A 19,627-nucleotide genomic window follows, 5' to 3' on the forward strand; every position below is an offset into this window, starting at 1 on the left:
GAGCCTAATTAGTCCCTTTTATCGAGGAAAGTCGGCCCGCTCGGCCACCGCGTGCACCGTGCGCACCGTGTGCACCGCGCGCCGCGCGCACCGCCGTGCGGTCCGCCTCACGCTCCCGCTCCAGCAGCCCGCGCAGCGGCCCGTCCGCCGCGGCGAGTTCCCCGTACGTCCCGCGCTGCACGACCCGCCCGGCCTCCAGCACCAGCACCTCGTCGACCTGTTCCAGCCCGGCCAGCCGATGGGTGATCAGCACCGTGGTCCGGCCCGCCGTGGCGGCCAGCAGATCGGCCGTCAGGGCGTCGGCGGTCCGGGTGTCCAGGTGCTCGGACGGCTCGTCCAGGACCAGTACCGGGAAGTCCGCCAGCAGGGCCCGGGCCAGCGCCAGGCGCTGCCGCTGCCCGCCGGAGATCCGCTCGCCGTGTTCGCCGACCAGCGTGTCCAGACCGTCCGGCAGTGCCTCCGCCCAGTCCAGCAGCCGGGCCCCGGCCAGGGCCGCGCGCAGTTCCGGCTCGGTCGCCCCGGGCCGGGCCAGCCGCAGGTTCTCCCGGACCGAGCTGTCGAAGATGTGCGCATCCTGGGCGCACAGCCCCACGAACCGGCGTACGTCGTCGCTCTCCAGCGAGCGGGCGTCGGTCCCTCCGAGGGTGTACGAGCCCGCGCCCGGCTCCAGGAACCGCAGCAGGACCTGGGCCAGCGTGGTCTTCCCGGAACCGGACGGTCCCACGACCGCGATCCGCCGGCCCGGTTCCAGGGTCAGGTCGACCCCGGCCAGCGCGTCCCGCTCCTGGCCGGGGTGCCGGGCGGTGATCCCGGCGAGCCGCAGCGGGAACGGAGAGCCGGGGACCGGGCCGGGGTGCTCGGGCTCGGCTACCGGGACCGGCGCGTCCAGTACCTCGTAGACCCGCTCGGCGCTGCGCCGGACGCGCTGCCGGTACTGCACCGCGAGCGGCAGACCGCTGACCGCCTCGAAGGCCGCGAGCGGGGTGAGGACGACGACGGCCATGGCCACGCCGGACAGCCGCCCGCCCGCCACGGCCGAGGCGCCCACGGCCGCCGCACCGGCCACGGTCAGCCCGCAGACCAGGGCGGACAGGCCGCTGCCGAGGCCGGCGGCGGTGGCCCCGCGGGCGGCGATGGCGGTGAGCGTACGATCGCCGGCCGCGGCGGCGGCCCTGCGCCCGGCCAGTGCGCCGGCGACGGTCAGTTCGGCGGTGCCGGACAGCAGCTCCGCCACCTCGGTGGCGAGCGCGCCTCGGGCCGGGGCGAGCCGCCGCTCGGCGCGGCGCGCCACGCCGGCACTGACCAGCGGTACGCCGACCCCGGCCAGCAGCAGGCCGGCGGCGAGCAGGGCGCCCGCTCCGGGCAGCAGCCAGGCGGTGAAGGCCACGGACCCGGTGCCGACGAGGAGGGCGGTACCGGCCGGCAGGAGCCAGCGGAGCCAGTAGTCCTGGAGCGCGTCGGCATCGGCCACCAGCCGGGCCAGCAGATCGCCGCGGCGCTGTTCGCGCAGCCCGGCGGGGGCGATCCGCTCCAGCCGGCGGTACACCGCGACCCGCAGGTCGGCGAGCATGCGCAGCACGGCGTCGTGCGAGACGAGCCGCTCGGCGTAGCGGAACACGGCACGGCCGATCCCGAAGGCGCGGGTCGCGGTGACGGCCATCATCAGGTACAGCACCGGCGGCTGCTGGGAGGCCCGCGAGATCAGCCATCCGGACACCGCCATCAGGCCGACGCTGCTGCCGACGGCGAGCGCACCGAGCAGCAGCCCGAGACCGAACCGCCCCCGCGCCTCCCGCGCGGCCCGCCGAACCCGCCCCAACGGATCCCCGCCCCACCCGGCCTGCTCGTCCCAGGAGTCCGCCGCCGCGACCGGCACGCCGCCATCCGAAGCCGAGCCCCCGGAAGGGACCTCACGCGAAGCCCCGGAGCCGGTCCGGCACGAAGCCCCAGCAGGCGCCTGGAGCGAAACCCCGGAAAGGGCCTGGGACACCGCCCCGAACTGGTCCTCGGGCACCGCCCCGGAAGGGGCCAGGGGCGAAGCCCCGGAGAGGGCCTGGGGCGAAGCCCCGGAAGGGGTCCGGGGCGGAGCCCCGGTTTCGGGAAGGGGCGGGGTGGGGGAATGCCCCGCAGGGCCCAGCCCACCGGCACCGGCTCCGGCACCGAAATCGGCACCCCCGGAACCACCCGCCCCGCCACGCTCCGGCCGTACCTCGACCACCCGGTCGGCCACCGCGAGCAGAGCCGGACGGTGCACCACCAACAGCACCGTGCGGCCTTCCGCCAGCCGCCGGACCGCGTCCACCACGGCCGCCTCGGTATCCCCGTCCAGCGCCGCCGTCGGCTCGTCCAGCAACAGCACCGGCCGGTCCGCCAGGAACGCCCGGGCCAGGGCGAGGCGCTGCCGCTGCCCCGCGGAGAGCCCCACGCCGCCCTCACCGAGCGCCGTCTCCGTACCCCGCGGCAGCAAGGCCGTGAACTCCCAGGCCCCCGCGTCCCGCAGCGCGGCCTCGACCTCCGCGCCGGAGGCGTCCGGCCGGGCCAGGCGGACGTTCTCCGCGATCGTCCCCGCGAACAGGTGCGGCCGCTGCGGCACCCACGCGATCCGCGACCGCCACTCGGCCAGTGCCTCCGGCGACAGCTCCGCCAGGTCGGCGCCGCCGGCCCGCACGCGCCCCCCGGTCGGGACGGTGAATCCCAGCAGCACCGACAGCAGCGTCGACTTGCCGGCCCCGCTGGGACCGGTGAGCGCCACGCACTCTCCCGGCGACACGCTCAGCGAGACCGGTCCGGGCGAGGCGTCGGCCCGCCCCTCGTACCGGACCTCGACCCCGTCGAAGTCCAGCCGCACCGGCCCCGCCGGGACCACCGCACGCCCTTCGCGGGGCGGCAGCGGGGTCTCCAGCACCTCGAAGACCTCCTCCGCCGCCGCCAGCCCCTCGGCGGCCGCGTGGTACTGCGCCCCCACCTGCCGCAGCGGCAGGTACGCCTCCGGCGCCAGCACCAGGATCACCAGACCGGTGTAGAGGTCGAGGTCACCGTGGACCAGCCGCATGCCGATGGTGACCGCCACCAGCGCCACCGACAGGGTGGCCAGCAACTCCAGTGCGAAGGAGGAAAGGAAGGCGATCCGCAGGGTCCTCAGGGTGGCCCTGCGGTAGTCGGAGGTGATCGCGCGGATCGACTCCGCCTGCGCCTTGGCCCGGCCGAACACCTTCAGCGTCGGCAGCCCGGCCACCACGTCGAGGAAGTGTCCCGACAGCCGGGACAGCAGCCGCCACTGCCGGTCCATCCGGGCCTGCGTGGCCCAGCCGATCAGGACCATGAACAGCGGGATCAGCGGCAGGGTGCCGACGATGATCGCCGCGGACACCCAGTCCTCGGTGACGATCCGGGCGAGCACCGCCGCCGGGACCACCAGGGCCAGCCCCAGCTGGGGCAGGTAGCGCGAGAAGTAGTCGTCGAGCGCGTCCACTCCCCGGGTGGCCACCGCCACCAGAGAGCCCGTCCGTTGCCCGCTGAGCCATCCCGGCCCCAGGTCACATGCGTGCGCCAGCAGCCGGCCGCGCAGCTCCGACTTGACCGCCGCACTGGCCCGGTGCGCGGCCAGCTCGGTCAGCCAGGACACCAGGGCGCGCCCCAGCGCCACCGCCGCGAGCAGCAGTAGTGGCGTCCGGAGCGCGCCGGCGTCGAGTCCCCTCTCGAAGGCCCCGACCACGATCTCGGCGATGAGCATCGCCTGGCCGACGACCAGCCCCGCCCCGGCCAGGCCGAGGGCCACCACCGCGCCGAGGAACAGGCGGGTGGAGCGGGCGTAGCGGAGCAGGCGCGGGTCGATCGGTTTCACGTGAAACATGCCTCCCTATGAGGAGCGGGCCTCCCTGTGAGGAGCGGGAGCCCGGCGGTCAGTGCGCCTCGGCGATGTGCTGGGTGCCGATCCGCTTGCGGAACACCCAGTACGTCCACGCCTGGTAGACCAGGACCAGCGGGGTCGCGATGGCCGCGCACCAGGTCATGATCCTCAGCGTGTAGGGGCTGGACGAGGAGTTGGTGACCGTCAGGTTCCACGCCTCGTCGAGCGAGGAGGGCATGACGTTCGGGAACAGCGTCAGGAACAGCATCGCCACGGCCGCGGCGATGGTGACCCCGGACAGGGCGAACGACCAGCCCTCGCGCCCGGCGAGGTTGGCGCCGAGGGCCCCGGCCAGTGCCACGACCGCGACGGCCAGCGCGACCAGGCTGGTCGCGTCGCCCCGGGACACCTGGGTCCAGGTCAGGAAGACCAGGGCAAGCACGGCCGTGACCACGCCCAGCCGGGTGGCCAGCGCCCGCGAGCGGTCGCGGATGTCGCCGACGGTCTTCAGCGAGGCGAACACCGCGCCGTGGAACGTGAAGAGGGTGAGGGTGACGAGGCCGCCCAGGACCGAGTAGACGTTGAGCAGGTCCAGGAGGGTGCCGACGTACTCCTTCTGCGCGTCGATCTTCACGCCCCGCACGATGTTGGCGAAGGCCACGCCCCACAGGAAGGCGGGGATCAGCGAGGTCCAGAAGATCGCGTGCTCCCAGTTGGTCTGCCACCGCTCCTCGGGCCGCTTGGCCCGGTACTCGAAGGCCACGCCCCGGATGATCAGGCAGACCAGGATCAGGAGCAGCGGCAGGTAGAAGCCGGAGAAGAGGGTGGCGTACCACTCGGGGAAGGCGGCGAAGGTGGCGCCGCCGGCGCTGAGCAGCCAGACCTCGTTGCCGTCCCAGACCGGGCCGATGGTGTTGATCAGTACGCGCTTCTCGGCGCGGTCGCGGGCGAGCAGCTTGGTCAGGACACCGATCCCGAAGTCGAACCCCTCCAGGAAGAAGTAGCCGATCCACAGGACCGCGATGAGTACGAACCAGACGTCGTGGAGTTGCATGGTGTGGTCTCCCCAGCCTCAGTACGAGAAGGCCATCGGCCGGTCGGCGTTCTTGGGATCGCCGCCGATCCGGGTCGGCGGGTTGAGGTCGGACTCGGTGAGCTCGGGCGGCCCGGCCTTGACGTACTTGACCAGCAGCCGGACCTCGATCACGGCGAGCACGGCGTAGAGCGCGGTGAAGACGATCATCGAGGTGAGCACCTCGGCCGTGGAGACGCCGGGGGAGACCGCGTCCCTGGTGCGCAGGACTCCGTAGACCACCCAGGGCTGGCGGCCCATCTCGGTGAAGATCCAGCCCCAGGAGCTGGCGATCAGCGGGAAGCCCATGGTCCAGAGCGCGAGGGTCCAGTACCACTTGGTGAGCTTCGGGCTGAGGACCTTGTTCGGGAACAGGACCAGGTTCGGCACCTCGTCCTCGCCGGTCCGCAGTGCGGTGGGGAGCAGGAACTTCTTGCGGGTCAGCCAGAGGCCGAGCATGCCGATGCCGAGCGAGGCCATGCCGAAGCCGATCATCCAGCGGAAGCCCCAGTAGGCGACCGGGATGTTGGGCCGGTAGTCGCCGGGGCCGAACTTCTCCTGCTCGGCCTTGTTGACGTCGTTGATGCCGGGGACGAACGAGCTGAAGTCGTCGTTGGCCAGGAAGGACAGCAGGCCGGGGACCTCGACGGCCACCTTGTTGTGGCCCTCGTCGACGTCTCCGTACGCGAAGACCGAGAAGGGCGCGGGCGCCTCGCCGTCCCACAGGGCTTCGGCGGCGGCCATCTTCATCGGCTGCTGCTGGAACATCACCTTGCCGAGCAGGTCACCGCTGATGGCCGTGCCGAGGCCGGCGATGATCAGCGTCACCAGGCCGAGCCGCAGCGAGGTCCGCATCACCGGGACGTGCTTCTTGCGCATCAGGTGGAAGGCGGAGATACCGACCATGAACGCGCCGCCGACCAGGAACGCGGCCGTGATGGTGTGGAAGAACTGGGTGAGGGCGGTGTTCTGGGTGAGCACGGCGAGGAAGTCCGTGAGCTCCGCGCGGCCCCGCTGAGCGTCGTACTTGTAGCCGACCGGGTGCTGCATCCAGGAATTCGCCGCCAGGATGAAGTAGGCGGAGAGGACGGTTCCGATCGAGACCATCCAGATGCAGCCGAGGTGGATCTTCTTCGGGAGCTTGTCCCAGCCGAAGATCCACAGACCGATGAAGGTCGATTCGAAGAAGAAGGCGATCAGGGCTTCGAAGGCCAGCGGAGCCCCGAAGACATCACCCACGAAGCGCGAGTAGTCGGACCAGTTCATGCCGAACTGGAACTCCTGGACGATGCCGGTGACGACACCCATCGCGATGTTGATCAGAAAGAGCTTGCCCCAGAACTTGGTGGCCCTGAGGTACTTCTCGTTCTCTGTCCGGACCCATGCGGTCTGCAGGCCGGCGGTCAGCGCGGCGAGCGAGATCGTGAGGGGGACGAAGAGGAAGTGGTAGACGGTCGTGATGCCGAACTGCCAGCGCGCCAGTGTCTCCGGCGCCAAAGCCAGGTCCACGTCGTCTTCTCCTTACGTCGCCGTGGTCAAGCGGGCAGTCTGCCTGGCGGGTTCCACCCATACAGGGAGGAAGCAGGACACGCTTGTGAACGCGTTCACATTCACAAGCAATTATGACGCATGGCTCCTTCGATCATTCATCCGGGGGGTACACCCCTAGCCAGCGAATTCAACATAATGTTGAATTTGGCTCATGCAGATTCGAATCTCCTGGCCCGCCGGCCACACGACCGCCACCCTCGACGAGACCCCGACCGCCAAGGCCCTGGCCGCGGCACTGCCGATCTCCGCCACCGCGAACACCTGGGGGGAGGAGGTCTACTTCGACACGGGCGTCTCGGCCGCCCTGGAGCACGACGCCCGGCAGGTCGTCGAACCGGGCACCGTCGCCTTCTGGACCGAGGGGGACGCGCTCGCCCTCCCCTACGGCCCCACTCCCATCTCACGCGGGGGCGAGAGCCGCCTGGCGAGCCCGTGCAACGTGCTCGGCTCGCTCGACGACCCCGACCCCCGCGTGCTGGCCACCGTCCGCGACGGCGACCCCATCCGCGTTGAGCTCGCCTGAGCTCACAGCTCCTTGAAGAACGCCCCTGCCGTGTGCAGGAAGAGGTCGTTCGCCTCGGTCTCACCGATCGTGACCCGCAGGCCCTCGCCCGGGAAGGGCCGGACCACCACACCGGCCTTCTCGCAGGCCGCCGCGAACTCGGCGGTCCGCTCCCCCAGCCGCATCCAGACGAAGTTCGCCTGCGTCTCGGGGACCACGGTCCACCCCTGCGCGAGCAGGCCCTCGTACACCCGGTTGCGCTCGCACACCAGCGAGCCGACCCGGCCCAGCAGCTCGTCCTCGGCCCGCAGCGAGGCCACCGCCGCGTCCTGCGCGAGCTGGCTCACACCGAAGGGCACCGCCGTCTTGCGCAGCGCCGCGGCCACCGGCTCGTGTGCCACCGCGAAGCCGACCCGCAGGCCGGCCAGGCCGTACGCCTTGGAGAACGTGCGCAGCACCGCGACGTTCGGGCGGTCCCGGTACAGCTCGATGCCGTCCGGCACCTCCACGTCCCGGATGAACTCCTTGTACGCCTCGTCCAGCACCACCAGCACGTCGGAGGGCACCCGGTCCAGGAAGCGCTCCAGTTCCGCCCGCCGCACCACGGTGCCGGTGGGGTTGTTGGGGTTGCAGACGAAGATCAGCCGGGTCCGGTCGGTGATGGCGTCCGCCATCGCGTCGAGGTCGTGCACGTCACCCGCGGTCAGCGGGACCCGCACCGACTTCGCACCGGCGATCTGGACGATGATCGGGTACGCCTCGAAGGACCGCCAGGCGTAGATCACCTCGTCACCCGGTCCGGCCGTCGACTGGATCAGCGACTGGGCCACGCCCACCGAGCCGGTGCCGGTGGCGATGTGCTCGACCGGGACGCCGAACCGGTCGGCGAGTTCCGTGACCAGCCCGGTGCAGGCCATGTCGGGGTAGCGGTTGAAGTTCCCCGCGGCCGCCACGGCACTCTCCAGCACCCCCGGCAGCGGCGGATAGGGGTTCTCGTTGGAGGACAGCTTGTAGGCGACCGGACCGCCGGCAGCCGCGGGCTTTCCCGGCTTGTAGGTGGGGATGCCGTCCAGCTCGGCGCGCAGCTTCGGGCTCTTCTCGCTCACCGCAGGTCCTCCTCGACCTTCCCGTACAACTCAATACTGCTCACCTTATGAGGATTCCGCCCTCCCGAAAACGGTGGGCGCCGGGAAAGAGGGGGAGCGCGCACATATATGCACGCGCCGGTGGCCCGCGCCGTGGCGCGCATCCCTCGTCAGGGTGAGTTGAGACCAGTCCGAGATCAATCCGATTTGGCATGCTCGTACCCGTCGACAGGCAACCCACCCCTCCATCCCCCCTAACTCCCTTCATTTCCAAGGTCATTGGCGGTGGCGAACCATGCAGAAACGTGCCTGTCAACGCGTGCATATGCATACGGACCAACCACCCCACCGAGCCCTACTATCGGCTCGCCATGACAGCAGCAGGGAAGCATCAGGTGAGCCGGACCGAGACCACCCGGCGGGCCGCCGGCCGGCAGGGCCGGGCCGGCATCAGGGACGTGGCCGCCGCGGCGGGCGTCTCGATCACGACCGTCTCCGACGCGCTCAATGGCAAGGGCCGGCTCCCGGACGCCACCCGCCGCCACGTCCGCGAGGTCGCCGACCGGTTGGGCTACCGCCCCTCCGCCGCGGCCCGCACCCTCCGTACCGGAAAGTCCGGCCTGATCGGCCTGACCGTGACGACGTACGGGGATGAACCTTTCACCTTCACCGAATTCGCCTACTTCGCCGAGATGGCCAGGGCAGCGACCTCCGCCGCGCTCGCCCGCGGATACGCCCTGGTGATCCTCCCGGCCACCTCCCGCCACGACGTCTGGTCCAACGTGGCCCTGGACGGCACCGTGGTGATCGACCCCTCCGACCACGACCCCGTCGTCACCGAGCTGGTCCGGCAGGGCCTGCCGGTGGTCTCCGACGGCCGACCGGCCGGCTCGCTCCCGGTCACCGCCTGGGTCGACAACGACCACGAGGCGGCCGTCCTCAACCTGCTCGACCACCTCGCCGCCGCGGGCGCCCGCCGCATCGGACTGCTCACCGGCACCACCACCGACACCTACACCCGGCTCTCCACCACCGCCTACCTCAACTGGTGCGACCGGGTCGGCCAGGACCCCGTCTACGAGTCCTACCCGGCCCACGACCCGTGCGCCGGAGCCGTGGCCGCCGACCGGCTGCTCGCCCGCCCCGACCGGCCGGACGCCGTCTACGGGCTCTTCGACCCCAACGGCACCGACCTGCTCGCCGCCGCCCGCCGCTACGGCCTGCGGGTCCCGGACGACCTGCTGCTGGTGTGCTGCAGCGAGTCCACCGTGTACGCCAACACCGAGCCGCCGATCACCACCCTCTCCCTCAAACCGCGCCGGATCGGGACGGCCGTCGTACAGCTGCTCATCGACGCCATCGAGGGGGTGGACACCGGCCGGCCGGTGGAACAGGTGGTACCGACCGAACTGATCGTCAGGACCTCCTCGCAGCGCAGGAAGCCCCGCACCACGGTCAGTCCACCCCGGTCTCCGGCCCGGGACTGACATACCGGGACTGCGGCAATTCCGGACAGAACAGGGGAAAACCAGGCGGAAGGCTTGGTTCCGCCCAGGATTCACCACCCCTGGTGCGTCACAGAGCGCGAGCCGCATTCCTATGATGGGCGCACGACATCACGGACCCTCCGCTCAACAGGGCAAGGGAGGGTCCGCAGGTGTACGGCAGCGCGACGGTGGTGGAGGGGTCGATGACTCAGGGGGCCGGTCAGGGACCCGCGATGCGTACGGACACGCTGCGGGACTTCCAGGTGCCAGCCCTCGATACCCCCGGCGAGGCTCCGGTCTACGGCGAGTACCCCGCGTACTACGACGAGAGCGCTCCCGTGCCGCCGGTCCCGGCCGCCCCGCCCGCGCCCCCCGTTCCGCCGCAGCCCGTACCGCCGCAGCCCGTACCGCCGCAGCCCGTTCCGCCGCAGCCGGTCCCGCCGCAGCCGGCGTACCGCCCGCCGTACGAGCCGGGCTACGACGACACCTACGGCGACGCCGACGACGGCTACACCCCCACCCGGCGCGACCTCCCGGTGATCGGCCGCGGCGCGGCCGGCGGCCCGGGGGACACCGTCCAGGTCACCTACGTCCCGCAGGAGCAGGAGCAGGGCGGCCCCGGCTCCGGGCCCGGCCCGCTGTACGTGGTCGGCGACGTCCACGGCTACCTCGACGAGCTCGTCACCGAGCTGCGCGCGCAGGGCCTCATCGACGCCGACGGCCACTGGTCCGCCGGAAACGCACGGCTCTGGTTCCTCGGCGACTTCACCGACCGCGGCCCCGACGGGATCGGGGTCATCGACCTGGTCATGCGGCTCTCCGCCGAGGCGGCCGCCTCGGGCGGCTACTGCAAGGCCCTGATGGGCAATCACGAACTCCTGCTGATCGGCGCCAAGCGGTTCGGCGACACCCCCGTGCACTCCGGTGCCGGCACCGCCACCTTCCAGGCCGCCTGGCTGCTCAACGGCGGCCAGCGCACCGACATGGAGCGCCTGGAGGACGTCCACCTGCAGTGGATGTCCCGGCTGGACGCGGCGGCCCTGGAGGACGGGCACCTGCTGCTGCACTCCGACACCACCGCCTACCTCGACTACGGCGACTCGATCGAGGACGTCAACGACAAGATCCACGAGCTCCTCAACCTGCACGACGCCGACGAGACCTGGGACCTGTTCCGCAAGTTCACCAAGCGCTTCGCCTTCCGCGACCAGGAGACCGGCCCGGACGCCGTGCGCGAGCTGCTGGACACCTACGGCGGCGGACGCGTGGTGCACGGCCACAGCCCCATCCCCTACCTGCTGGGCGAGGTCGGCACCGAGGACGGTGACGAGGGCCGCGGCCCGGAGGTGGACGGCCCGCACGTGTACGCGGACGGCCTGGCCATCGCGATGGACGGCGGCGTCACGATGGCCGGGAAACTCCTGGTCGTACAGCTTCCGTTGAACGACTGACGGACTCTATTTCCGACAAGTCACTGTCAGCGGGTGGTGCACGCCCTCTACCATCGCTCTATCCGTAGCAGGCTCTCCTCCGTTTGTGCCGGCCGCGCGGTGTCCGCACCCGCGAACCGGCACCTGCGGAGCATCGGGGGATGTCGGGGGATGCACATGACCAACGCTGGGCACCTGCTGACCGAAGACCGCCCGGAGTTCGGCCGGCTTCTCGACGAGGCGCTGCGCACGGCCCGTGAACGGCCGGAACTCGCCACCCTCGGCGAGCGGCTCAACGCCGAGCAGCTGCGCACCATGGCGCTCGACGCGAGCGTGCTGCTGACCACGGCCGCGTCGGCCGAGTACGACCACTACGTGAAGATCCGGGGCGAGCTGCGCGAGGCGGCCGCGACCGCGGCGGTGCCCCAGGTGGTGGAGGACCCCCCGGAGGCCCGCACCGGTGCCGGGGTCAGCGCGGTGGTGGCGGTGCTCGCGCCGGTACTGGCGTTCACCGCCATGGTGATCTTCCTGCTGGTGGGCTACATCCTGCAGCTGATCGAGCCCGAGCCCTCCTTCGCCGACACCATCCTGACCACGGGCTGGCTGTTCGGCGCGCTCACCGTGGTGGCCCTGCTGTTCGCGGCGATCGCGCTGCTGGTGACGGCCGTCCGCAACCGGGCCACCGAGGTCGGCGCCGATGTGGCGGAGGAGGTGCCGGACGAGGTGCAGCGGGCCCGCGAGGCCTGGCTGCACGCGCTGCTGGAGCGGGGCATCGTGCCGTTCCTGCGGGACGCGCTGGCGGATCCGGCCGGGACGCCCGGCTATCCCGTGCCCCCCACGCCGGCGGCCGGGCGCATCCCCGATCTGGGATACACCCGGCCGGACTTCACCAGTCCGGGACCTCCGTCGCAGGGGTCCCGGCCCGGCTACACGCGTCCGGACTTCACCAGTCCGGACTTCGGCGGCCCTGAGCACGAGCCGGAGTAGCCGCTGCCCGGCACACGAGCCGGGCAGCCGCCGTCCCGGGTCAGTGCGTGTTCACCGACCCGGAGAGGGCGAGGTCGCCCTTCCACTCGACGGCCCGGAAGGCGTCGCGAGCGATGCTCTTGCCCCGCAGGCCGATGTTCGGGTTCGGGGAGGGCAGCAGCTGGAACCACTGCTCGTCCCAGACGAAGGTCTGCCCCTCGACGTCGCCATGGGTCTGGAAGACCCGTCCGTCGGTGGTCAGGACCTTGATGAACGCGTCGTTGCCCTGGGCCTCGATGGAGATGCCGCAGGCGAAGCCCGTCGGGAAGCCCGGGTTGTCGTCGGGGTCACTGATGTTCTGCCAGGCGGGGCTGCCACCGGGCACGGCCGCCCGTCCCGCGTACGCGACCCCGCCGGTCAGCGCGGCGTGGAAGTCCTCGGTGTTCGAGGGCGAGTAGCTGTCGATGTCGTTGCACGGCCCGGTGTCACCCGTCGGACCCGTCGGACCCGTCGGCCCGGTCGGACCGGTCGGGCCCGTGTCGCCCGTACCGCCGGCGGGGCCGGTGGGACCGGTCGGACCCGTGTCACCCGTGTCACCCGTGTCACCCGTCGGGCCGGTCGGACCCGTCGGGCCGGTGGGTCCGGTCGGGCCGACCACGCACTTCACCTTCTCGTCGCCACCGCCCATGGCCGTGCGGTCGTCGCCGTTGGGCTTCTCACCGGGCCGGTGCTTCTTCGGGACGCACTTGTCGTCGTGGCCCCCGCCCCCGACCGGCTCCACGGCCGCGGGCGGGCCGGCCGGCCCGCCGCTCGCGTACGCCAGGGTGGGGGCGATGACCCCGGACAGCACCAGGGCCAGCGAGGCCATGGTCCCGCCGGTCCGCAGAAGGGTCCTCGCGGGCAGCGGGCCGAGGGGGGTTCTGGTGGTCCTCGCCTCGGGAACCTCAGGACTCATACAGCGCTCCTTGCAGGCAGTTCGGAGAGCCGGCCGCACACCGGAATCAGCGTCCGGACCGGAACCGAATCAGGGTGATTTTCGGAAAGTGCGCTTTTCACTTCCGGGGTCATCCTGGACACCACCGCACCCGCCGCCGCGCCGCCGCGCCCGGCCGGTCATCGGATCGGCCCAGTGCCCGAGCCGCCATCCGGGTGCCAACCCGGTCCCCGGTGCCGCCCGGCACCGGCGAGCCGTGCACAACGCCGCGAAGCGGTCACTAGGGTCACGGAGCACTGATCCGACGCCGGCCTGGTCGCCCGCCGGACGGGCGGCCCACTACAGCGGATGGGACCCGTGAAACAGGTGAAGCGCGTGAAATCCGTGAAACCGACAATCTGCCTGAACATGATCGTCAAGAACGAGGCGCCGACCATCCGGGAGTGCCTCGAAACGGTCCGCCCGCTGATCGACACCTGGGTGATCGTGGACACCGGTTCGACGGACGGCACCCAGGACGTCATCCGGCAGACCTTCGAGGACCTCGGCGTCCCCGGCACCCTCCACGAGCGGCCGTGGAAGGGCTTCGACGGCAGCCGCACCGAGGCGATCGAACTCGCCCGCGACAGCGCCGACTACCTCTTCTTCATCGACGGCGACGACATCGTGGAGATCGAGCCGGACTTCACCATGCCGCACCTGACGGAGGACGCGTACCGGGTCGCCCTGAAACACGGCCCGATGATGCACTGGCGGCCAGCCCTGGTCTCCACCAGGCTGCCCTGGCGGTACGTCGGCGTGCTCCACGAGTACATCGACTGCGGCCGGCAGTACGGCGCCGGCGTGCTCGAAGGCGCCAACATCCGCACCATCGGCAACGGCGCCCGCATGCGCGAGGGCCAGCGGACCAAGTACCTGCGCGACGCGGAGGTCCTCACCGAGGGGCTGCGCAAGGAACCCGACAACGCCCGCTACGCGTTCTACCTGGCCCAGAGCTGGCGCGACGCGAGCGAGCCGGAGAAGTCCCTCGCCGCCTACGACCACCGGGCGGCCATGCCCGGCTGGGTCGAGGAGACGTACTGCGCCCGCCTCTACGCCGCCCGGCTCGCGGTGAACCTCGACCGGCCCTGGCCCGAGGTACTGGACCGCTACCTGCGCGCGCACGAGACCCGGCCCACACGGGCCGAGGCTCTGGGCGACCTCGCCCGCCTGTGCCGCCTGGAGAAGCGCTGGCCGCTGGCGTACCTGTTCGCCAAGCAGGCCGCGGCCATCCCCCGCCCCGAGGACATCCTGTTCGTCGAGTTCTCCTGGCACGAGTGGCGCGCGCTCGACGAACTCGCCGTGGCCGCCTACTGGACCGGCGCGTACGAGGAGTCGCTGCGGTGCTGCGAGCGGCTCCTGAACGGGGACGTGCTCCCCGGGGACCAGCGCGAGCGGGTCGCGGCGAACCGCGACTTCGCCCGGCAGAAGCTGGGCGCCGACTACCAGGTCGTCGCGTAGCCGGCGCCGGGGCGGCCCACGCCGCCCCGGCACGCCGGGCACACCGCCGCCGGCCGACCGGCTACCGGTCCCCGGCGGGCCGACGCCGCTGCGTGACGTCGGTCAGCGCGGCGGGCCGCCACGCGCCGTCCGCCCGGTAGAGGTCGGTGCCGGGCGGCACGATCTCGTCGATGCGGTCCAGGGTCTCGTCATCGAGCTGCAGGGACGCGCCCTTGAGCAGGTCCCCCAGCTGGTCCATGGTCCGCGGACCGATGATCACCGAGGTGACGGCCGGGTGCGCGAGCGGGAAGGCCACCGCGAGCTCCGGGAGCGTACGCCCGATCCCGTCCGCCACCTCGATCAGCCGCCCGGCGGCCGCCAGCTTGGCCTCGTTCCCCGGGACCGCCGGATCGAACCGGGCCGGCGTCAGGGCCGCCCGTCCGCTGCTCAGGTCGACCTCCCGGCCGGGCCGGTACTTCCCGCTGAGGAACCCCGATGCCAGGGGGCTCCAGGTCAGCACCCCCATCCCGTACCGCCGGCAGACCGGCAGCACGTTGGCCTCGATGCCGCGCGCCAGGATCGAGTACGGCGGCTGCTCGGTCCGGAAGCGCTGCAGCGCCCGCCGTTCGGCGACGTGGTGGGACTCCGCGATCTCCTCGGCGGGGAAGGTGGAGCAGCCGAAGGCCCGGATCTTCCCTTCCCGCACCAGGTCCCCGAGCACTCCGAGGGTCTCCTCGACATCGGTCCGGGGATCGGGCCGGTGGATCTGGTAGAGATCGATCCGGTCCGTCCCCAGCCGGGTCAGGCTGTCCTCGACCGCCCGCACGATCCACCGCCGCGAGTTCCCGCTCCGGTTGCGCCCCTCCCCCATCTGGAAGTGCCCCTTGGTGGCGAGCACCACCTCGTCGCGCCGGCTCCCCCTGAGCGCCTTCCCCACGATCGTCTCGGACTCCCCGGCCGAGTACATGTCCGCGGTGTCCACGAAGTTGATGCCCGCGTCGAGCGCCGCGTGGATGATCCGTACGCATTCGTCGTGATCGGGGTTCCCCACGGCCCCGAACATCATCGTGCCCAGGCAGTACGCGCTGACTTCCATCCCGGTCCGCCCGAGATCCCTGTATCGCATCGTCATACCGCCGGACCCTAAGAGCTGGAGCGCACTCCAGATCAAGCCCTTTCCGTCAGCCGGTTCGGATCGGTCCGAGCCGGGCAAGGGAACGGGCCCGCGACTCCCCCCTGAGGTCGCGGGCCCGTCCGGCGCGGCAGCGGGTCAGTCCGCCAGCGGAAGGTAGACGCGGTTTCCGGCGGCTGCGAACTCCGCCGACTTCTCGGCCATGCCCGCCTGGATCTCGTCGGCCTTCAGGTCACCGCCGTGCTCGCGGCGGATGTCCTGGGAGATCTTCATGGAACAGAACTTCGGGCCGCACATGGAGCAGAAGTGCGCCGTCTTGGCCGGCTCGGCCGGGAGGGTCTCGTCGTGGAACTCGCGGGCCGTGTCCGGGTCGAGGGCCAGGTTGAACTGGTCCTCCCAGCGGAACTCGAAGCGGGCGTCGGAGAGGGCGTCGTCCCACTCCTGGGCGCCCGGGTGGCCCTTCGCCAGGTCCGCCGCGTGGGCCGCGATCTTGTACGTGATGACGCCGGTCTTCACGTCGTCGCGGTTCGGCAGGCCCAGGTGCTCCTTCGGGGTCACGTAGCAGAGCATCGCGGTGCCCCACCAGGCGATCATCGCGGCGCCGATGCCCGAGGTGATGTGGTCGTAGGCCGGAGCCACGTCCGTGGTCAGCGGGCCGAGCGTGTAGAACGGCGCCTCCTCGCAGATCTCCTGCTGGAGGTCGATGTTCTCCTTGATCTTGTGCATCGGGACGTGGCCCGGGCCCTCGATCATGGTCTGCACGTTGTGGCGCTTGGCGATCGTGTTCAGCTCGCCCAGCGTCTTCAGCTCCGCGAACTGGGCCGCGTCGTTGGCGTCCGCGATGGAGCCGGGGCGCAGGCCGTCGCCCAGCGAGTACGTGACGTCGTACGTCGCGAGGATCTCGCAGAGCTCCTCGAAGTTCGTGTAGAGGAAGTTCTCCTTGTGGTGCGCCAGGCACCAGGCGGCCATGATCGAGCCGCCGCGGGAGACGATGCCGGTCTTGCGGCGGGCGGTCAGCGGCACGTACGGCAGCAGCACGCCGGCGTGGACCGTCATGTAGTCCACGCCCTGCTCGGCCTGCTCGATGACCGTGTCCTTGTAGATCTCCCAGGTGAGGTCCTCGGCCTTGCCGTCGACCTTCTCCAGCGCCTGGTAGAGCGGGACGGTGCCGATCGGCACGGGGGAGTTGCGGAGCACCCACTCGCGGGTGGTGTGGATGTTCCGGCCGGTGGAGAGGTCCATGACGGTGTCGGCGCCCCAGCGGGTGGCCCAGGTCATCTTCTCCACCTCCTCCTCGATGGAGGAGGTGACGGCGGAGTTGCCGATGTTGGCGTTGACCTTCACCAGGAACTTCTTGCCGATGATCATCGGCTCGATCTCCGGGTGGTTCACGTTCGCCGGCAGCACCGCGCGGCCGGCCGCGATCTCCTCGCGGACGACCTCGGCGGAGACGTTCTCGCGGATCGCGACGAACTCCATCTCCGGGGTGATCTCACCGCGGCGGGCGTACGCGAGCTGCGTGACGGCGGCGCCGTCACGGCCGCGCCGGGGCAGCCGGGGGCGGCCGGGGAAGACCGCGTCGAGGTTCTTGAGGCCACCGCGCGGAGAGGTGTGCTTGATGCCGTCGTCCTCGGGGCGGACCGGGCGGCCGGCGTACTCCTCGGTGTCGCCGCGGCTGATGATCCAGTTCTCGCGCAGCGGGGCGAGACCGCGGCGGACGTCGGTGTCGATCTGCGGGTCGGTGTACGGGCCCGAGGTGTCGTACAGCGTGACGTCCTGGCCCGTGGTGAGGTGGACCTGGCGGACCGGCACCCGGAGGTCGGGGCGGGAGCCCTCGACGTAGCCCTTGTGCCAGCCCGGCTTGCGCCCGTTCTGGTCGGCGGCAGGCGTGCGTGCGTCGTCCTGAATGGTCATGAGACCTATCTCCCTACGCCGGCATTACCCGGTAACAGGTTCGGCGGTCGACGCAGCCTCTTCCCGTACGCCCGTTCGGTGCGCGTACGGTGATCAGCGTCCTCTCAGCCCGGTGCTCCGAGCTCCCGCGTTGTGCAAAGGTGCCCCCACGCTAGCGTCACCTGTGGCGTGCTGAACAGTGGGCCCCCACATCTCTTGCGATGATCGGCCCGTGATGACCTCAGCACAGCCTCCGAACGAGTCCGGTCATGGGCATGGACACGGGCACAGTCATGGGCACGGGCACGGGCACGGACCCGCCGCACCGTCCTCACGGCACCTGCGCAGGGTGATCGCCGCCGTCCTGATCCCGTTCGCCACGGCCGTGGTCATCGGCCTGGTGGTGCTGTGGCCGGGCGGCGCACCCGGCCACGAGCGCACCGGGGTCGGCTTCGACCGGCAGACGGAGCAGGCCAAGGTCGTCGATTTGCAAGTCGTTGACTGCAAATCAGTGAATGTCGCACAGGTGCCGCCCACCGCGAACCCCACCACCCCCGAGGGACGGGCGGCGCAGGCCGCGCAGAACGGCACCTGCAAGAAGGCCACCGTCGAGGTCACCAGCGGCCCCGACAAGGGCCGCACCTTCGTCGAGATCGTCCAGCCGGGCGCCCCGCGGCAGCTGGAGGACGGACAGGAGGTCGTGGTCGCCTACGCCCCGGACGCCCCGCGCGACCTGCAGTACTCGGTCATCGACGTGAACCGGAAGTTCCCGATGCTGATGCTCGCCGCGGTCTTCGCCCTCGCGGTGGTCGCCGTCGGGCGGTTGCGCGGACTGCTCGCCCTGGTCGCCCTGGTGGTCAGCTTCGGCGTACTGACCCTGTTCATCCTGCCGGCCATCCTGCAGGGGTCGAACCCGCTGCTGGTGGCCGTGGTCGGGGCCAGTGCGATCATGCTGATCGCCCTGTACATGTGCCACGGGGTCACCGCCCGCACCTCGGTCGCGGTGCTCGGCACGCTGGTGTCGCTGCTGCTGATCGGACTGCTCGGCTCGGTGCTCATCGACTGGGCGTTCCTGAGCGGCAACACCGACGACAACACGGGCCTGATCCACGGCCTGTACCCGGACATCGACATGAGCGGCCTGCTGCTCGCCGGCGTGATCATCGGATCGCTGGGCGTGCTCGACGACGTGACGGTCACGCAGACCTCGGCGGTCTGGGAACTGCACCAGGCGGACCCGGACATGGGGCCGCGCGCGCTCTACCGGGCGGCCATCCGGATCGGCCGGGACCACATCGCGTCCGTGGTCAACACCCTGGTCCTGGCCTACGCGGGTGCCGCCCTGCCACTGATGCTGCTATTCACGATCGCGAACAGCAGCATGGGGTCGGTGGCCAACAGCGAGCTGGTCGCGGAGGAGATCGTACGGACCCTGGTGGGGTCGATCGGGCTGGTGGCCTCGGTTCCGGTGACCACGGTGCTGGCGGCCCTGGTGGTCTCCGCCGACCGGCCGGAAACCCGGAGGCCCGCCGGGGCCGGCCCTTCCGGGCCGGCCCGCGGCGGGCGCGGTCGCCGTCGCAAGCGCTGAGGGGGCATGCGCGCACGAGGCGGAGGAAACGACGTGGGGGAGGGTGGACTGTCCGGGCGGTACGGACGGTATGGACAGTACGGACCGTGCGGACGGTGCGGACGGAGCGGTCAGCCCGCGTTCCGCTGGTTCTGCTGGGCTTCGGCGAGGATCTTGCCGAGAGCTTCGTCCAGGTGCCCCTCGAAGTCACCGAGAGTGCGCTCCTGACCGAGCGGCACCAGGCGGTCGGTCCGGTCGAGGAAGGCCACCAGCGGTGCCGCGCCGGCCCGGAACAGGGCCCGGTCGCTGCCGACCTGGAGCCGGATGTGGACGTCGGACAGCTCCTCCGGATCGGTGGGAGCGATGTGCACATCGCCGTCACCGGACGGCTTGTTGATGCCGTCGAGGAGCAGCTCCCTGCCGAACGCCCAGGTCACAGGCGCATCGCCGGGAAGGTGGAAGGTCAGGCGTACGGCGAAGGGGTCACGTGCCTCGTACCGGAGTTCCACCGGAATCCGGAAGGAGAGTTCCTCGGAAACGAGGAAGCTCATCATGACCTCTGCCTGTACCGACTCGCGCATTTCCATACCCCGCAGTGATTGGAAGTGGCCAGGAATGGTCCCCCCAGGCCCTCTTGACAAGGGTGGTGGATGCGCTAGCAGATCACAAGGAGTGAGTT

At 71.2% G+C, this 19,627-nt stretch carries 14 protein-coding genes and 1 riboswitch; of the genes, 6 read left to right on the plus strand and 8 right to left on the minus strand.

The window, feature by feature from the left end; translation table 11 throughout:
• Positions 1–4: 4 nt before the first annotated feature.
• Genes cydD through ACGFQ9_RS07600 form a run of 3 tightly spaced genes read right to left on the minus strand, consistent with a single transcriptional unit; the run spans position 5 to position 6,431 of the window.
• On the minus strand, positions 5–3,844 hold the full coding sequence (gene cydD / locus ACGFQ9_RS07590) for a thiol reductant ABC exporter subunit CydD (protein WP_393572215.1): 3,840 nt from the start codon (positions 3,842–3,844) through the stop codon (positions 5–7).
• A 58-nt stretch (positions 3,845–3,902) separates the two neighbouring features.
• Positions 3,903–4,904: a cytochrome d ubiquinol oxidase subunit II gene (gene cydB, locus ACGFQ9_RS07595; RefSeq protein ID WP_393572217.1), complete on the minus strand. Its 1,002-nt coding sequence runs from the start codon at positions 4,902–4,904 to the stop codon at positions 3,903–3,905.
• Positions 4,905–4,922: 18 nt separating this feature from the next.
• Entirely contained in the window at positions 4,923–6,431 is a 1,509-nt protein-coding gene (locus ACGFQ9_RS07600; protein ID WP_393572219.1) for a cytochrome ubiquinol oxidase subunit I, read from the minus strand.
• Positions 6,432–6,624: 193 nt separating this feature from the next.
• On the opposite strand from ACGFQ9_RS07600, the gene ACGFQ9_RS07605 reads away from it, so the two are divergent.
• Positions 6,625–6,996 (plus strand): cyclophilin-like fold protein, encoded by a 372-nt coding sequence (locus ACGFQ9_RS07605; protein WP_393572220.1) that lies wholly within the window; start codon positions 6,625–6,627, stop codon positions 6,994–6,996.
• A gap of 2 nt (positions 6,997–6,998) precedes the next feature.
• On the opposite strand, the gene hisC is transcribed toward ACGFQ9_RS07605, so the two are convergent.
• The gene (gene hisC / locus ACGFQ9_RS07610) at positions 6,999–8,081 is read right to left on the minus strand and encodes a histidinol-phosphate transaminase (RefSeq protein ID WP_393572221.1); all 1,083 of its coding nucleotides are present in this window, start codon (positions 8,079–8,081) and stop codon (positions 6,999–7,001) included.
• Between the two features lie 350 nt (positions 8,082–8,431).
• Here hisC and ACGFQ9_RS07615 point away from each other — a divergent pair, with 350 nt between their 5' ends.
• The 3 genes from ACGFQ9_RS07615 (at position 8,432) to ACGFQ9_RS07625 (ending at position 11,964) form a co-directional block, all read left to right on the plus strand.
• Complete coding sequence (locus ACGFQ9_RS07615; protein ID WP_393572223.1) at positions 8,432–9,547, plus strand: LacI family DNA-binding transcriptional regulator; 1,116 nt, start codon at positions 8,432–8,434, stop codon at positions 9,545–9,547.
• Between the two features lie 203 nt (positions 9,548–9,750).
• Complete coding sequence (locus ACGFQ9_RS07620; protein ID WP_393572225.1) at positions 9,751–10,998, plus strand: metallophosphoesterase; 1,248 nt, start codon at positions 9,751–9,753, stop codon at positions 10,996–10,998.
• Between the two features lie 150 nt (positions 10,999–11,148).
• Positions 11,149–11,964: a hypothetical protein gene (locus ACGFQ9_RS07625; RefSeq protein ID WP_393572227.1), complete on the plus strand. Its 816-nt coding sequence runs from the start codon at positions 11,149–11,151 to the stop codon at positions 11,962–11,964.
• A gap of 40 nt (positions 11,965–12,004) precedes the next feature.
• Here ACGFQ9_RS07625 and ACGFQ9_RS07630 read toward each other — a convergent pair whose 3' ends face one another.
• Positions 12,005–12,898, minus strand: a complete 894-nt coding sequence (locus tag ACGFQ9_RS07630; RefSeq protein ID WP_393572229.1) for a hypothetical protein — start codon at positions 12,896–12,898, stop codon at positions 12,005–12,007.
• Between the two features lie 387 nt (positions 12,899–13,285).
• On the opposite strand from ACGFQ9_RS07630, the gene ACGFQ9_RS07635 reads away from it, so the two are divergent.
• Complete coding sequence (locus ACGFQ9_RS07635) at positions 13,286–14,377, plus strand: glycosyltransferase (protein ID WP_393572230.1); 1,092 nt, start codon at positions 13,286–13,288, stop codon at positions 14,375–14,377.
• 61 nt (positions 14,378–14,438) lie between these two features.
• On the opposite strand, the gene ACGFQ9_RS07640 is transcribed toward ACGFQ9_RS07635, so the two are convergent.
• Together ACGFQ9_RS07640 and thiC are read right to left on the minus strand one after the other, a co-directional pair.
• Positions 14,439–15,482, minus strand: a complete 1,044-nt coding sequence (locus ACGFQ9_RS07640) for an aldo/keto reductase (protein ID WP_393572987.1) — start codon at positions 15,480–15,482, stop codon at positions 14,439–14,441.
• Between the two features lie 144 nt (positions 15,483–15,626).
• Positions 15,627–17,402, minus strand: coding sequence for a phosphomethylpyrimidine synthase ThiC (gene thiC, locus ACGFQ9_RS07645; protein WP_393572232.1), 1,776 nt, complete (start codon positions 17,400–17,402; stop codon positions 15,627–15,629).
• A riboswitch (TPP riboswitch) is annotated at positions 17,396–17,541 on the minus strand. It overlaps the preceding gene by 7 nt.
• 75 nt (positions 17,542–17,616) lie before the next feature.
• Between thiC and ACGFQ9_RS07650 the strand changes: the two genes are divergently transcribed.
• On the plus strand, positions 17,617–18,969 hold the full coding sequence (locus tag ACGFQ9_RS07650; protein ID WP_393572989.1) for a YibE/F family protein: 1,353 nt from the start codon (positions 17,617–17,619) through the stop codon (positions 18,967–18,969).
• 110 nt (positions 18,970–19,079) lie between these two features.
• Here ACGFQ9_RS07650 and ACGFQ9_RS07655 read toward each other — a convergent pair whose 3' ends face one another.
• Positions 19,080–19,529, minus strand: coding sequence for an SsgA family sporulation/cell division regulator (locus ACGFQ9_RS07655; protein ID WP_393572234.1), 450 nt, complete (start codon positions 19,527–19,529; stop codon positions 19,080–19,082).
• Positions 19,530–19,627 lie beyond the last annotated feature (98 nt).

It is taken from the genome of Streptomyces sp. NPDC048603, assembly GCF_043199475.1.
In the GTDB taxonomy this organism is placed as follows: Bacteria; Actinomycetota; Actinomycetes; order Streptomycetales; family Streptomycetaceae; genus Streptomyces.

What these genes read in the sequence shown, in the direction of transcription:
- ACGFQ9_RS07605 (WP_393572220.1), top strand. Translation starts at nt 6,625, where the DNA reads ATGCAGATTCGAATCTCCTGGCCCGCCGGCCACACGACCGCCACCCTC.
- thiC (WP_393572232.1), bottom strand. Translation starts at nt 17,402, where the DNA reads ATGACCATTCAGGACGACGCACGCACGCCTGCCGCCGACCAGAACGGG.
- ACGFQ9_RS07625 (WP_393572227.1), top strand. Translation starts at nt 11,149, where the DNA reads ATGCACATGACCAACGCTGGGCACCTGCTGACCGAAGACCGCCCGGAG.
- cydB (WP_393572217.1), bottom strand. Translation starts at nt 4,904, where the DNA reads ATGCAACTCCACGACGTCTGGTTCGTACTCATCGCGGTCCTGTGGATC.
- ACGFQ9_RS07640 (WP_393572987.1), bottom strand. Translation starts at nt 15,482, where the DNA reads ATGCGATACAGGGATCTCGGGCGGACCGGGATGGAAGTCAGCGCGTAC.
- ACGFQ9_RS07650 (WP_393572989.1), top strand. Translation starts at nt 17,617, where the DNA reads ATGACCTCAGCACAGCCTCCGAACGAGTCCGGTCATGGGCATGGACAC.
- ACGFQ9_RS07630 (WP_393572229.1), bottom strand. Translation starts at nt 12,898, where the DNA reads ATGAGTCCTGAGGTTCCCGAGGCGAGGACCACCAGAACCCCCCTCGGC.
- ACGFQ9_RS07620 (WP_393572225.1), top strand. Translation starts at nt 9,751, where the DNA reads ATGACTCAGGGGGCCGGTCAGGGACCCGCGATGCGTACGGACACGCTG.
- ACGFQ9_RS07655 (WP_393572234.1), bottom strand. Translation starts at nt 19,529, where the DNA reads ATGCGCGAGTCGGTACAGGCAGAGGTCATGATGAGCTTCCTCGTTTCC.
- ACGFQ9_RS07635 (WP_393572230.1), top strand. Translation starts at nt 13,286, where the DNA reads ATGATCGTCAAGAACGAGGCGCCGACCATCCGGGAGTGCCTCGAAACG.
- ACGFQ9_RS07615 (WP_393572223.1), top strand. Translation starts at nt 8,432, where the DNA reads ATGACAGCAGCAGGGAAGCATCAGGTGAGCCGGACCGAGACCACCCGG.